Raw genomic sequence first — 13,223 nt, 5'->3', positions numbered from 1 at the left:
CACACTGAACCAGGGCTGTGCTCGCCCTGCGGGTACGCGCTGGTGGCTGCGCGCAGTCCAGGTTCAGTCTGACTGCGCCGATAACGCCCGAAAAATAAATGACAAATGCGTTAGTAGGTCGGATAAGGCCCACATCATTCAAAATCACTGACTATAATTTAATCGCAAACCAATCGTAACAGTCTGATTTTACAGTCTATTTAATAGTTGTGAAATCCCAAATGCGTGCATACGATTTTACAGTAACAGCACCCACAACATCACCCGCTGTTATGCAGATTGTATGCAATAGTTATGCAAAGGAGAACAACATGCGGTTAAACGATAGTGTGATAAAAAATCTCAAGACAAGAAACGAATCGTACTCTGTTTTCAGGAACGATGGTACTCGTGGAACAGGGCTACTTGGGATCAAAATTTTTCCTTCAGGTCGAAAATGTTTCGTCTATAGATTCCAGTTGGACGGAAAACGTAAGTTTAAGACGTTGGGAGACTGGCCCTACTACTCTTTGGAGCAGGCTAACCAGCGCTAAGTTGAACTGGCAGGAATGACACACAAAGTACGACAAGGATATAGAAGTACAGTTAACGAATATAAAATATTGCCAGATCAACTTATCAAACGGGGACTAATTACTGGCAATGAAACCGCTAATGAGATCACACCAGCCCAGGTAACTCTGTGGCTCCAGAGTTGGGCTAAAAAAGGTTTTCTGGCTCAAGCTGATAAAATCAGGAAAAAATCACATGCGGTTTTTGCATACGGCATGGTGGTGGATAACGACCCGCCAGGTAACTCAGTTTCAAATAGTATAGAGTTTCATCTGCCCCATAACCCAACAACTAATATTCAAAAAATTAACGCGAGTAAACCAGGCGAACGTTTAAAACACTATCTGGGATGCTGCATTTCACAGAAAATGAAAAAGACATAATAAATCAACACGATAATAGTAGTATTGGTAAAAAACACTACGAAAGATACGACTATATTATTGAAAAAAGAGAGACAACGTTGAAATGGGAAAAAGCGTTACACATTCTACTATCAAAAAATGGGCTAAATGAGATAAATTTGATTATAGGAAAGGTGAAAACATTATGATCAATTCATTTTTCAAATTAGTCATATATTAATTATTTTTAGCCTGAATCGTCCAGAATTTTATTCAGTATTTTTTTTACAATATGTGACAAAAGACACAAATTTTATTGTGAAAATCGTCTTTTATTGTATTTTTAGCAGATGAGTAAATTTAAAAATGTATTTTTATCAAGGTAATAAAAAAAGATATCAATATATTTGCGAACATCAAATATGGGTTTTAGGTCGCGTTATTGGAATATATAATCAGATTACCCACAAAAATGAGGAAATGTTAGAACCTTTATGGAGGAAATACGATAGTGACATAGAAGGAATTTCTTTATTTTGTTCAAAGATGGAAGCAGCGTTTTATTCAACTTATTTAGAAGAAAATTTTAATGAAAAATGGGATGTATATCCTCTGGATGATTTCAACATCAAAGAAATGATGATGCATAATTATTCCACCAAAAAAACTCACGCATATAATTTATTATTGAGCGCAGGTTTCTGGGCCAATAAGGACAATAAAATTATTAGATGTAATTGCCATTTGGTTCAGGCCACCATCCCCATCACGTATAATTCTGGTGCTATAACAAAAGACAGCGAATACCCGATATTAGAAATACCAGAAAATGTGACGGAAAAATTTAATAAAATGTGGAAAAGAAGATATGCTAACTTCATTAGCCATACCAAATCACAGTGTAATTATCATAGTGACTATTTAAAAGAGCAAAGTTTAATAGCATTCAAAAATATTAAAATTAAAGAATTTGATGAAATATCTGACTGTGTTTACTTAGCGACATGGGACAATGACTGGATTTTTTGTAATCCAGATGATTTAATAAAGTGAGGGTTTTATGGGTATTGCATGTTTTTTAAGAGTTGGCGATAAAACAACATGTGGCGGGAGAATCATAACGGGTGCGTCTAATCATACAATTCATGGACAGTGTACTGCCCGTAATGGTGATAAATATATATGTGGTAGAGATAAAAATATTTATTCTATAGCAGGGGGACAGCCTAATTATTATATACAGGGTGTACAGGCTGCCGGAACAGCACATAGCACCGGTACATGTCCGTGTAAGTGCAAATTTATTAATTCAATTTATAATGTAACGTATGGCTATGAATGTGAGAGTAAAAGTAAAGTCCATTCCGCCAGGCCGGTAACAAACAAAATGGTATCTGAAACACCACAGCACGCACCGAAACCGCTTACAATAGCTCCAGAGCCATCTGACCTGGTTGAAGACGAAAAACCGCCCCGTGAACCTGTAGATGCGGGATTTTGTGTACTGCCATACGAAGCCACACCATCGTCGTATGAATCGTGGTTTTTCAATAATCCTCCCGATGGTACACGTGAGCTATACCACAAACTGAATCCTGATATGAAAAAACAACCAGGTTCGATTTTGATTGTTGTTGATCCTGAAAAACAAGATCAGGAACAAATTCAGACATTGCAAAAAGCGCGTGACAGAATAGATAAAGCTCTTGCACCGCTTTCTTTAGAGGAAGCAAAATTACTGCATGACAACAGAGGGGCCGTGGATGCATTTTCATATCAACTCTTTGGCAATTATTTAGGAAATGCTGGGGACGGCTTTGGCTATATTAGTGAGGCAGGTAACAGTTATTATGAAGAAATAAACAAAATATTAATTGAAATTCAGGAGTTATACAAAAACACATATGCCCATAATAAAGGAATTATATCGGGGGAGGAATTTTTCGGTCAACGTGCAAGACTATTTAAAAAACTAAATTCTCTATTAAACAAATATTCTAAAACCCATCTTAACTTAGAAGAATATAATAACATAAAAAAAGCTTTAGGTTTATCAACAGGATCAATTATGCACAAATGGGATAAAACCGGAGTGGATAATATTGAGGGCTATGCTACATATATTGAAAATTCAGCTAAATTAATTAAACTGATGAAAACCGTTGGTTTTGTTGGGATAGCTTTAGATTTTGCCGGATACACATCAAATATTTATGATGCCTGTGCAAAAGGCCGTGAAAGTGCTTGCAAAAAAGTGGCGATAACAGAGTATAGTAAATTTGGATTTAAACAGGTAAGTGGTATGGTGATCGGAGCCGCTGCCGGACGTGCCGCGACTGCGCTTTGTACGTGGGTATTAGGACTTTCCACTATAGAAGCTGGCGGTGTCGGTGCTACTCTGTGTTTTGTTACAGGAGTCGGTGTTACTATTGCATCAGGTAAAATTGCAGAAAAATATGGCGAAGACGTTGGTGAAAAATCAGGTAATTATGTAGGAGATCATATTATATATGAAAACTCTTTTTATTCAAAATGAGGAACTTATAAAAGTTATCATAAGCTTTGTTCTTGCATTTAATATGTTATTAATAATAGTATTTTACTTTTACAATAAGATAGCATATAAAAAAATAGTTGAAATCTATGAAAAGGAAATCGGAGCGTTGCCTGTTACAGCAATAATATGCAAAAATGCGAGTCTATTTGCCACACCTGGATTATATCTCACTAAAGTTGCGTTTATTATGGAAACTTTAATTTTCAAATATAATAAAATCTCAAATTATGATATGAGCATAGATGGTTATAATTTAATAAGAAGTTTACCTTGCAAATTGACACTAGGATTTAAAATTGAAGCAATGCTGTGGATATTATGCATTCCTGTATGGATAAGTGTGTTTATTGTCTTTTGAATAAAGGGACTCCGTTGGAGTCCCTTTATTAGTTTTATTTCAATGCACCATATATCTGATCAACAATCCAACCATATGTTGCAGCAGGTAGCAACCCACTCACAAATACATTTGGATTCACTTTAGGATCTGCAACTGGCGAGTGTGGCCTGTTACCGAAAATCACAATAGCCATATGGTTAACTGGATCGATTGACGTCAGCGTTCCGGTCCATCCAGTATGACCGTATGTTTCTGAACTGGCTAACACACCGAATGTTGGCGTCATCAATGCGTTACCGTTCACACGCCATCCCAGGCGTCAGCCGCCATCCGACAATAATTAACTACGCAATACCGCGCCAGGATATCCCAACTGGCGCCAGGCCTCATACACCACCACCGACACCGCATTTGACAGATTCATGCTGCGACTGTCCGGCATCATCGGTATGCGGATTTTTTGATCTGCGGGCAGCGCATCGAGAATACTGACCGGTAGACCACGCGTTTCGGGGCCAAACATCAGATAATCGCCATCCTGGTAGCTCACCGCGCTGTGCGCAGGCGTTCCTTTCGTGGTCAGGGCAAACAGGCGCTGCGGGTTTTCTGCGGCGACAAAGGCGGCATAATCGTGATGGCGCTGTACGGCGGCAAACTCGTGGTAATCCAGTCCCGCACGGCGCAGACGCTTATCATCCCAGGTGAAGCCCATCGGCTCAATGATATGCAAACGAAAGCCGGTGTTGGCGCAAAGACGGATGATATTGCCAGTGTTTGGCGGGATTTCTGGTTCGAATAATACGATGTTAAGCATGTTTGCTGCCCCCTTAAGTGCGGGGGGCAGAATAACAGATATTTAATTCCCCCTCACGCGGCATCACCCCGGGCGAGCGGCGCCAGCGCGGCCGGAACCGACTTCCCGAGTTCCTGCACCAGTGAGTCGCGGCTGATTTCACTGATAGATTTCGCACCGGTTAGCGTCATGGCGACTTTCATCTCTTTCTCGATGAGATCCAGTAAATTGGCGACGCCTGCTTGTCCCGCCGTTGCCAGTGCGTACAGATAAGCACGCCCCAACAGTACGGTATCAGCCCCCAACGCAATCATGCGTACCACGTCCAGACCATTGCGGATCCCGCTGTCTGCCAGAATTGCGATATCACCTTTCACCGCGTCGGCAATGGCCGGCAACGCACGCGCGGAAGAAAGTACGCCATCAAGCTGACGGCCGCCGTGGTTGGAAACTATAATGCCGTCCGCGCCGAATCGTACCGCGTCGCGGGCATCTTCCGGATCGAGGATCCCTTTGATCACCATTGGACCATCCCAGAATTCACGGATCCATTCGAGGTCTTTCCATGAAATGGAAGGATCGAAGTTATTCGCCAGCCAGCCGATGTAATCCTCCAGTCCGGTCGGTTTACCCAGATAGGCAGAGATATTGCCCAGATCGTGCGGGCGACCGTTCAGGCCGACGTCCCACGCCCACTGCGGATGGGTCACCGCCTGCCAGTAGCGACGCATTGCCGCATTCGGGCCGCTCATTCCGGAATGGGCATCACGGTAGCGTGCGCCAGGTGTTGGCATATCAACGGTAAAAACCAGCGTGGAACAGCCTGCCGCCTTAGCGCGCTCCAGGGCGTTGCGCATAAAGCCACGATCGCGCAGGACGTACAGCTGGAACCACATCGGGCGGTTAATGGTTGGGGCAACTTCCTCAATCGGGCAAACGGAAACGGTGGAAAGGGTGAACGGGATCCCTTTCGCATCCGCTGCTGCGGCGGCCTGAACTTCACCACGGCGGGCATACATTCCGCACAGGCCGACTGGCCCCAGCGCGACCGGCATGGAGAGTTTTTCACTAAACAGCGTCGTTTCCAGGCTTAAGTCAGACATGTTCTTCAACACACGCTGGCGCAGCGCCACCTGAGACAAATCTTCCACATTGCGGCGCAGGGTGTACTCCGCATACGCTCCACCGTCGATGTAGTGGAACAGGAAAGGGGGCAGAATGCGCTGGGCTGCGGCGCGATAATCGCTGGCTGCTGAAATAATCATGATCTATTCTCCCTGGAAATATCATTGTGGTCACCGGGCAGGCGGGTGATTCGCGCCTGGCGGGCCTGGTCTTCGTCAAATCGTTTGATGGTGGTGTGGACGAAGCTGAGGTGCGCCATCATCGCTTTGCGCGCGCCATCAGCATCACCGGCAAGAATGGCGTCCATCACCGCCTGGTGCTGTTCCGTTAGCTGTGAAAAGACTGGCGGAACGAGATACATACGCTGACGGCTCTGTTTTACAGAGGAGTGCAGCACATCAAAGAAACCACGCATGGTTTGCAACAACACGACGTTGTGGGAAGCTTCAGCGATAGCCAGATGAAAACGGACGTCGGCCTGGGAGGCGAGGTCCGGGTCTTCGCTGAGCGTGGCTTCGAAGCAGAGCTTAATTTTCTCTTTATCGATCTCAGTGGCGCGCAGCGCGGCGTGCCAGGCGGTGCTGGCTTCGATGGCATGACGCGCTTCCAGAATATCGAAACTGTAATCCGGGTCGTCTGCCATCAGGGTTTTCAGTGGCTGAACGATGTTATGTTCAGACCAGTCCTCATGCTGCCAGCGGACAAACGTCCCGCCGCCGCGACGGCTGAGCAGCACCCCTTCGCTCACCAGTTTTGCCAGCGCCTCGCGCAGGGAATTGCGCGACACGCCCAGCTGTACGGCAAGCTGGCGCTCAGCGGGTAGTTTCATACCCGCCTCCAGCTGTTGTTCTTCAATCAGCGCCCGCACACGGGAGGCAACCTCGTCTGACAGGCGTCTGGGCATAACTATCATGGAATCATCCAGGTTAAGACGTAGGCCTGAAGCGTGGTTATTACGCCCACCATACAGGTGAAAATCAGGCTGTGTTTGACGGTAAAACGGAACAGATCCGACTCTTTCCCGACCAGCCCCACTGCGGCGCAGGCAATAGCGATAGACTGCGGCGAGATCATCTTGCCGGTTACACCACCGGTGGTATTGGCCGCCACCATCAGCACGTCAGAAACGCCAATTTGCTGTGCGGCAGTGGCCTGCAGGGCGGCGAACAGCGCGTTTGACGAGGTATCCGATCCCGTCAGAAATACGCCCAGCCAGCCGAGGAACGGCGAGAAGAAGGTGAAGGCGCTGCCCGTGTGCGCCAGCGCTAATGCCAGCGTAGAGGAGAGCCCGGAATAGTTGGAGATAAACGCAAAGGCCAGCACCATCCCGATGGAGTAAATCGGTAACGCCAGTTCTTTCAGCGTACTGCCAAAGGTCTGGATCGCCGCAGATGGCTTCATCTTCAGCCAGATAACGGACAGGATAGCGGCGAACAGAATGGCGGTGCCGGTTGCGGAGAACCAGTCGAATTTGTACACGGCGGCGTAGGCCGTTGCTTCGTGCACCACAGGAGGCATACGGGCGACCAGCTTATCAAGAAACGGAACCGGAATGTTGATCACCCAGTTATACAGCGCGCCACCCGGTGCGAACAGGGCTTTAAACGGCGGGACGCTCCAGAGAGTGACGGTGGCCGTCAGGAACAGGAATGGCGTCCAGGCGCGAACGACCTGCCCAAAGGTATAATTTGTGCGCGCCAGGGTCAGATCAACCTGTGAAGCGCCCATATCGCCAAAGCGGAAGATACGTACCGGCTGCCAGCGTTTCAGGAACAGCGTCAGGCAGACCAGTGAGACTAACGATGAGATAATATCCGGGAGTTCTGGCCCAATAAAGTTAGAACTCAGATACTGAGCGATAGCAAATGAACCTCCCGCCACCATAACCGCAGGCCAGGTCTCTTTTACGCCGCGCCAGCCATCCATAATTGCCATGATCCAGAACAGCACGATAATCGTCAGGAACGGCAACTGACGACCAACCATCTGGCCGATTTCAAAACTATCCAGTCCGGTGACCTGTCCGGCGACAAGAATGGGGATACCCATCGCGCCAAATGCTACCGGGGCGGTATTCACAATCAGGCACAAGCCTGCCGCGTACAGTGGATTAAAACCAAGCCCAACCAGCAGGGCGGCGGTGATCGCCACCGGTGCGCCAAAGCCTGCGGCACCTTCGAGGAATGCCCCGAACGAGAAACCGACGATCAGCATTTGCAGGCGTTGGTCAGGCGTAATTGAGAGAATCGAAGAGCGGATAATGTCGAATTGCCCGGTTTTCACCGAGATTTTATAGACAAACACCGCAGCAATGATAATCCAGGCAATCGGCCAAAGGCCGTAAAAGAAGCCGTACACGACAGAGGCCAGCGCATGATCGACCGGCATTTTATAGAACAGTAGCGCCACGGCCAGTGCGATAACCACGGTCCACGAGGCGGCGATGTAGCCTTTCAGCTTGAGCTTAATCAGCGCGAAAAAGAAAAACAGAATCGGGAGCGATGCGATCAGGCTGGAAAGCCAGATATTCCCGGCTGGATCGTAGTTTTGTTGCCAGAGATTCATTGCAGGTCTCCTGAGGGCCAGCGCACGGAGTGTAATGAGTCTGTGCTCATCTTTTCGTCACACTCTGTGTAAAAGTGGCCCTGCCAATATTGTTGTGTAGGGATAGCGACAACGAATAGTTAATTAAATGTTATTTATTGGCAACGATAGTGTAGTGCGATTTTAATGAATTGTGAACCAATGGTCGTATTGCGCGGAGATTGGTAGGGCCAATTCAGGAGGGGGACCGGACAGCGTGAGTGCCGCCCGGTGGGATTTCAGAACTCGGTTTTTGCGAAACCAGTCATTTCTTTGAGATCCATCTCGCGGCCTAATGCCGTCATCGGATGGACAACGACCAGACCACGGACGCTTTTCTTCAGTTTGCCCATATCCGCTTGCTCTTTTTTAGTAATTGCGCGGCGGAACGGCAGGTTCATCAGCTTTTGCGCCTCTTTGCTCAGCTTCTGGCTGTGGACTTCGCGCAGGCGGGCAATTTCGGTTTCCAGCGTCGCTTTCTCTTTTTCAAGCTCCGCGTATTTATCGGCGGCTTCAACCAGCGACAGCTCTGCCTGCTGGTGGCGAATCGCGTCCAGACGATCGCTCAGACGTTTAATTTCGTTTTTTTCAACTTCTTTCATGGGATAGCTTCTGCAGGAATAAGGTGGATGTCCCATATTATGCGCGCAGAGCAGGATTATTAACAACTAATGGGATAAAAATAATCCAATACAGCGAGTATTAAGCTGCTAATTATTTTTTGTAATCACTTGATCGAAATAGGATTTAAGACAATAACCGGATCATGTAAGTCCTGGTTTGCTGCTCGCGGATTAAGCACGTTTTCCTTAATATTATTAGGTATACGATCCTAAACTCAAATGAGCGGCCGCGCATCCCCGACGCGGAGAAAACACGGAGAGATCATCATGGCGAAAATAGGTGAGAACGTTCCGCTTCTTATTGATAAAGCTGTCGATTTCATGGCTTCGAGTCAGGCGTTTCGTGAATATCTGAACAGAACGCCCCCGCGTAATATCGTCCCCAGAGAGATACCCAAAGAAAATGCGCAGATGTATCTGCAACGGCTGGAATATTATCGACAACTTTATCAGCCACGGCAGGAAGAGAAGCGATAAGCCGGTATGGCTCTATTTTTGAAAGGCTTTTTTTAAGCTGATTGTCGAAATCAGCTCGGTCAGAGAAAGTACCATCGTTGAGCGCACTGCTTGCTGGTAGCGCTGAATTTGCATGGCGTACAAACTGGGATCTGATGGGTCAAACTGCGGGGGAGGCGGAAGCGCCGTCACGCAGTGCAGTTCGCCGAACGGCCCAAGAATTTCATCGTCGGTGAAGGCGTACTCATTGCCGTCATGATTGAGCTCCTCACGCAGCGCCATCAGCAGTTCTGCATCTTCATACTCAGGGCGGTTGAGCACGCCCAGACCATAAATAAGTTTCAGACGCACCGAGAGATCGCCCAGCGGACCATCGCCATCGAGCAACGGTTCCACAGCGTATTTCACCGCGTAGTCGTCTTTGCGGAAGACCTGAAGCACCAGAATGTTCACCGCCTCGGTGAGTAACTCGACGGCGTTGATCAGGAAGCTCCGTACGGTTTTGCCAGCATTCAGACGCTCAAGCACACGATTTTCAAAGGCCTGGGTTTGTTCCATTATTGCCTGCATATCTGACAATCTGTTATTCGGGCGCAGGCTGACCTGCGCCGCAGTTGGTATCATTTGGTCGCGTTATATGCGTTAACCGCCTCCGCTACCACTCCGCTGTTTGCATCCAGTCCGGAGACTTGCGCCAGCGCGGCCTGCGGCCCTTGCTCTGCAATCAGAGTCGCCAGCTCCTGCGCCTGCGGGTCTTCTTCGCTGCGGAAATGCATAGCCGCGGCGATACCTTTGACCAGATTGATGTGCGGCAGGCCGTATTCCAGCGTACCGAGCAGCGGTTTGATCAGACGGTCGCCCGCGCTCAGTTTACGCAGCGGCTGGCGGCCAACGCGCTCAACGTCATCTTTCAGATACGGGTTTTCAAAACGACCGAGGATTTTCTGGATATATGCCGCATGTTTATCAGCATCAAAACCGTAGCGTTTGATCAGCACCGCGCCGCTCTCTTCCATTGCCCCTTTTACCACGGCACGAATTTTCTCATCGAGAATCGCGTCACGGATGGTCTGGTGACCGGTCAATTTTCCGAGGTACGCGGTTATAGCATGCCCGGTGTTCAGCGTGAAGAGTTTACGTTCGACAAATGCCATCAGGTTATCAGTTAATTCCATCCCCGGAATGTCTGGCAGCTCGCCTTTGAACTGCGTTTTGTCGACAATCCACTCGCTGAAGGTCTCAACGGTCACTTCCAGCGGATCGTGAGTGGCGGAGGCCGAAGGCGGAACGATGCGATCGACAGCGGAATCAACGAAACCGACATGCTCATCGACCCAGGCTTTGTCTTCCCCGGCCAGGGCATTCATCACGTGGCCTTTCAGCTGCGTGGTACCACGCACCATGTTTTCACAGGCAATGATGTTCAGCGGTGTGGCAATGCCCTGCGCTTTACGTTTGAGCAATCCTTTAGCAATAGCCGGGGCGATACGCTCAAGAACAACGGGACCCACTGCGGTCGTGACTAAATCAACATGGGCAATCAGCTCAACGACGTCATCACCGATGCTGCTAACCGCGTTGACGCCGGAGACGGTATCGACCTGCTCATTTTCACCCACGACATGAACCTGGTAGCTATGACGGGCATTCAGGGCATCGAGCACGACCTGGTTTACATCCGCAAACGTCAGTTGTATCCCCGCGTCCGCCAGCAGTTTGCCGATAAAGCCACGACCGATATTACCTGCGCCAAAATGTAATGCTTTCATAGTGTTAACCTTCATTAATGTTTTTACCCGAGAGGGCTGGGGTGAGGGACTGCATAACTTTCCCCCTCACCCAAACCCTCTCCCCGTTGGGGAGAGGGAAGAGAGTGAGATTATTTATTCAGCAGTTCCAGCACTTCTTCCACGCTGGAGGTATGCGCCAGACGCTCGATCACGGATTCATCATCCAGTGCGTTGGTCAGGCTGGTAATCACCTGGATGTGCTCGTTGTTACGGGCCGCGATACCAATCACCAGACGGGCAATGTCATCTTCTTCTTCACCGAAGCGCACGCCTTCCGGGTACTGGCAGAACACCACGCCGGTTTTGAGCACGCGATCTTTCGCCTCAACGGTGCCGTGTGGTACCGCGATGGATTCGCCCAGATAGGTCGGGGTGAGCTTTTCACGTTCCAGCATCGCATCGACATACTCTGGCTCAACGTAGCCGCCTTTTACCAGCTGCTCACCGGCAAAGCGAATCGCTTCTTCTTTGGTCGCGGCTTTACGGCCAAGGAAGATATTCTCCGCACCCAGCCTGAACAGGTTGTTGTTGCCTTCATCAAAGCTGTCTTTCAGGCTGTCGCGTACCTTCACTTCGTTGTCGGTATGACGCTGGGCAGTCACCAGACGCTCGGTCAGGCTGGTGTACAGGCCGCTATCCAGGAAGTTGGTCAGCGAAATATGTTGCGCCTGTGGCACCTGACGCATTGCGCGTTCTGTCAGATCGCGGTGGGTGATGACCAGGTCAACATCCGGCGGCAGGTTGTTGATTGCGCTGTTGGTCACCGAGATGTTCGTCAGCCCGGCATCCTGGACTTTCTTACGCAGCACACCCGCACCCATTGCGCTGGAACCCATACCGGCGTCACAGGCCACGATGATTTTACGAACGTGGCTCAGGTCGTTAGTGACGTCGCCGGCAGACAGCGCAGAGTCGCCTTTAGATTCTGCTTTCATGTCCTGCATACGACGGGTTGCCGCTTCAATGTCGTCGTCTTCTTTCACTTTGCTGGTTTTCAGCAGGATAGCGGAGACAACAAAGGAAACCGCCATTGCTGCGCAGATCGCCGCGATGTTAGCGAAGTAGGCACCTTTTGGCGTCATCGCCAGTACGGCCAGGATTGAACCCGGAGAAGCCGGAGAAACCAGACCACCGTTCAGGATAGTCAGCGTAAAGACGCCGGTCATACCGCCGAGGATAACCGCCAGGATGAGACGCGGGTTCATCAGCACATACGGGAAGTAAATTTCGTGGATACCACCCAGGAAGTGGATGATGGCCGCGCCACCCGCAGACTGTTTCGCGCTGCCGCGACCAAAGAACATGTACGCCAGCAGAACGCCCATCCCCGGACCCGGGTTGGCTTCAATCAGGAAGAAGATGGATTTGCCCATCTCATGGGACTGCTGAATGCCCAGCGGCGAGAAGATACCGTGGTTGATGGCGTTGTTGAGGAACAGGATTTTCGCCGGTTCAACGAAGATAGACGCCAGCGGCAGCATGTCATGGACAACCATGAAGTTAACGCCAGCGGCCAGAATTTTAGACAGACCTTCAACCAGCGGACCAATGCCGAGGAATGCCAGGATAGCGAGGATCATACCGATGATGCCAGCGGAGAAGTTATTCACCAGCATTTCAAAACCGGATTTGATCTTACCGTCTACCCAGTTATCGAATTTCTTGATGCAGTAGCCGCCCAGCGGACCGGCAATCATTGAACCGAGGAACATCGGCATATCGGCACCGACGATAACGCCCATGGTGGTGATAGCACCCACCACGCCGCCACGGTCACCGCCCACCAACTTACCACCGGTGTAACCGATCAGCAGCGGCAGGAGATAGGTGATCATTGGACCGACCAGCTTCGCCAGCGTTTCGTTCGGCAACCACCCTGTTGGAATAAATAATGCGGTGATAATACCCCACGCGATAAACGCGCCGATATTTGGCATCACCATATTGCTGAGGAATCGACCAAAGCTTTGCACTTTGATCTTAATATCGGATGACATAAAAACACCCCTTCTTATGTTTGCTGACGCGCAGGCTGTTAGCCCGAGGTTTTGTTAATGTAG

General features: G+C 49.1%; 14 protein-coding genes and 1 pseudogene. 6 read left to right on the top strand and 9 right to left on the bottom strand.

What is annotated here, in order from left to right:
* Positions 1 to 221 precede the first annotated feature (221 nt).
* The 5 genes from C3432_RS28435 to C3432_RS21485 all read left to right on the top strand — a co-directional run bounded on the left by C3432_RS28435 (position 222) and on the right by C3432_RS21485 (position 3,811).
* On the top strand, positions 222 to 533 hold the full coding sequence (locus tag C3432_RS28435; RefSeq protein WP_374755484.1) for an Arm DNA-binding domain-containing protein: 312 nt from the start codon (positions 222 to 224) through the stop codon (positions 531 to 533).
* Positions 534 to 548: 15 nt separating this feature from the next.
* The gene (locus C3432_RS27535) at positions 549 to 935 is read left to right on the top strand and encodes a hypothetical protein (RefSeq protein WP_146050950.1); all 387 of its coding nucleotides are present in this window, start codon (positions 549 to 551) and stop codon (positions 933 to 935) included.
* A gap of 327 nt (positions 936 to 1,262) precedes the next feature.
* On the top strand, positions 1,263 to 1,949 hold the full coding sequence (locus C3432_RS21495) for a hypothetical protein (protein WP_103778703.1): 687 nt from the start codon (positions 1,263 to 1,265) through the stop codon (positions 1,947 to 1,949).
* A 7-nt stretch (positions 1,950 to 1,956) separates the two neighbouring features.
* Positions 1,957 to 3,432 carry a PAAR domain-containing protein gene (locus C3432_RS21490; protein ID WP_103778701.1) on the top strand — a complete coding sequence of 492 codons (1,476 nt, stop codon included), beginning with the start codon at positions 1,957 to 1,959 and terminating at the stop codon, positions 3,430 to 3,432.
* On the top strand, positions 3,407 to 3,811 hold the full coding sequence (locus C3432_RS21485) for a hypothetical protein (protein WP_103778699.1): 405 nt from the start codon (positions 3,407 to 3,409) through the stop codon (positions 3,809 to 3,811). Before C3432_RS21490 ends, C3432_RS21485 begins: the two co-directional genes overlap by 26 nt.
* A 34-nt stretch (positions 3,812 to 3,845) precedes the next feature.
* On the opposite strand, the pseudogene C3432_RS21480 reads toward C3432_RS21485, so the two are convergent.
* The 6 genes and pseudogenes from C3432_RS21480 to C3432_RS21455 all read right to left on the bottom strand — a co-directional run.
* Positions 3,846 to 4,109 (bottom strand): annotated as a pseudogene (locus tag C3432_RS21480) (serine hydrolase); the annotation flags it as partial.
* Between the two features lie 24 nt (positions 4,110 to 4,133).
* Positions 4,134 to 4,607, bottom strand: a complete 474-nt coding sequence (gene trmL / locus C3432_RS21475; RefSeq protein WP_103778697.1) for a tRNA (uridine(34)/cytosine(34)/5-carboxymethylaminomethyluridine(34)-2'-O)-methyltransferase TrmL — start codon at positions 4,605 to 4,607, stop codon at positions 4,134 to 4,136.
* Positions 4,608 to 4,660: 53 nt separating this feature from the next.
* Positions 4,661 to 5,851, bottom strand: coding sequence for an FMN-dependent L-lactate dehydrogenase LldD (lldD, locus tag C3432_RS21470; RefSeq protein ID WP_103778695.1), 1,191 nt, complete (start codon positions 5,849 to 5,851; stop codon positions 4,661 to 4,663).
* On the bottom strand, positions 5,848 to 6,624 hold the full coding sequence (lldR, locus tag C3432_RS21465) for a transcriptional regulator LldR (protein WP_103778693.1): 777 nt from the start codon (positions 6,622 to 6,624) through the stop codon (positions 5,848 to 5,850). The genes lldD and lldR overlap by 4 nt, the downstream gene beginning before the upstream one ends.
* Complete coding sequence (lldP, locus tag C3432_RS21460; protein ID WP_103778691.1) at positions 6,621 to 8,276, bottom strand: L-lactate permease; 1,656 nt, start codon at positions 8,274 to 8,276, stop codon at positions 6,621 to 6,623. Before lldP ends, lldR begins: the two co-directional genes overlap by 4 nt.
* Positions 8,277 to 8,533: 257 nt before the next feature.
* Entirely contained in the window at positions 8,534 to 8,896 is a 363-nt protein-coding gene (locus tag C3432_RS21455) for a YibL family ribosome-associated protein (protein ID WP_103778689.1), read from the bottom strand.
* Positions 8,897 to 9,184: 288 nt separating this feature from the next.
* Here C3432_RS21455 and C3432_RS21450 point away from each other — a divergent pair, with 288 nt between their 5' ends.
* The gene (locus C3432_RS21450) at positions 9,185 to 9,394 is read left to right on the top strand and encodes a hypothetical protein (RefSeq protein WP_103778687.1); all 210 of its coding nucleotides are present in this window, start codon (positions 9,185 to 9,187) and stop codon (positions 9,392 to 9,394) included.
* Positions 9,395 to 9,406: 12 nt separating this feature from the next.
* On the opposite strand, the gene mtlR is transcribed toward C3432_RS21450, so the two are convergent.
* The 3 genes from mtlR to mtlA form a co-directional block, all read right to left on the bottom strand.
* On the bottom strand, positions 9,407 to 9,997 hold the full coding sequence (mtlR, locus tag C3432_RS21445) for a mannitol operon repressor MtlR (RefSeq protein ID WP_146050949.1): 591 nt from the start codon (positions 9,995 to 9,997) through the stop codon (positions 9,407 to 9,409).
* Positions 9,994 to 11,142, bottom strand: coding sequence for a mannitol-1-phosphate 5-dehydrogenase (mtlD, locus tag C3432_RS21440; protein WP_103778685.1), 1,149 nt, complete (start codon positions 11,140 to 11,142; stop codon positions 9,994 to 9,996). The genes mtlR and mtlD overlap by 4 nt, the downstream gene beginning before the upstream one ends.
* A 110-nt stretch (positions 11,143 to 11,252) precedes the next feature.
* Positions 11,253 to 13,160: a PTS mannitol transporter subunit IICBA gene (gene mtlA, locus C3432_RS21435; RefSeq protein ID WP_103778683.1), complete on the bottom strand. Its 1,908-nt coding sequence runs from the start codon at positions 13,158 to 13,160 to the stop codon at positions 11,253 to 11,255.
* Positions 13,161 to 13,223: the final 63 nt, after the last annotated feature.

The organism is Citrobacter amalonaticus, from assembly GCF_002918555.1.
Classification (GTDB): domain Bacteria; phylum Pseudomonadota; class Gammaproteobacteria; order Enterobacterales; family Enterobacteriaceae; genus Citrobacter_C; species Citrobacter_C amalonaticus_A.
This window is presented reverse-complemented; position numbering and strand designations above follow the sequence as displayed.

Coding starts and splice junctions, on each gene's coding strand:
- C3432_RS21490 (WP_103778701.1), top strand. CDS start 1,957: ATGGGTATTGCATGTTTTTTAAGAGTTGGCGATAAAACAACATGTGGC.
- mtlR (WP_146050949.1), bottom strand. CDS start 9,997: ATGATACCAACTGCGGCGCAGGTCAGCCTGCGCCCGAATAACAGATTG.
- C3432_RS28435 (WP_374755484.1), top strand. CDS start 222: ATGCGTGCATACGATTTTACAGTAACAGCACCCACAACATCACCCGCT.
- C3432_RS27535 (WP_146050950.1), top strand. CDS start 549: ATGACACACAAAGTACGACAAGGATATAGAAGTACAGTTAACGAATAT.
- trmL (WP_103778697.1), bottom strand. CDS start 4,607: ATGCTTAACATCGTATTATTCGAACCAGAAATCCCGCCAAACACTGGC.
- mtlA (WP_103778683.1), bottom strand. CDS start 13,160: ATGTCATCCGATATTAAGATCAAAGTGCAAAGCTTTGGTCGATTCCTC.
- C3432_RS21450 (WP_103778687.1), top strand. CDS start 9,185: ATGGCGAAAATAGGTGAGAACGTTCCGCTTCTTATTGATAAAGCTGTC.
- lldR (WP_103778693.1), bottom strand. CDS start 6,624: ATGATAGTTATGCCCAGACGCCTGTCAGACGAGGTTGCCTCCCGTGTG.
- lldD (WP_103778695.1), bottom strand. CDS start 5,851: ATGATTATTTCAGCAGCCAGCGATTATCGCGCCGCAGCCCAGCGCATT.
- mtlD (WP_103778685.1), bottom strand. CDS start 11,142: ATGAAAGCATTACATTTTGGCGCAGGTAATATCGGTCGTGGCTTTATC.
- C3432_RS21485 (WP_103778699.1), top strand. CDS start 3,407: ATGAAAACTCTTTTTATTCAAAATGAGGAACTTATAAAAGTTATCATA.
- C3432_RS21495 (WP_103778703.1), top strand. CDS start 1,263: ATGTATTTTTATCAAGGTAATAAAAAAAGATATCAATATATTTGCGAA.
- C3432_RS21455 (WP_103778689.1), bottom strand. CDS start 8,896: ATGAAAGAAGTTGAAAAAAACGAAATTAAACGTCTGAGCGATCGTCTG.
- lldP (WP_103778691.1), bottom strand. CDS start 8,276: ATGAATCTCTGGCAACAAAACTACGATCCAGCCGGGAATATCTGGCTT.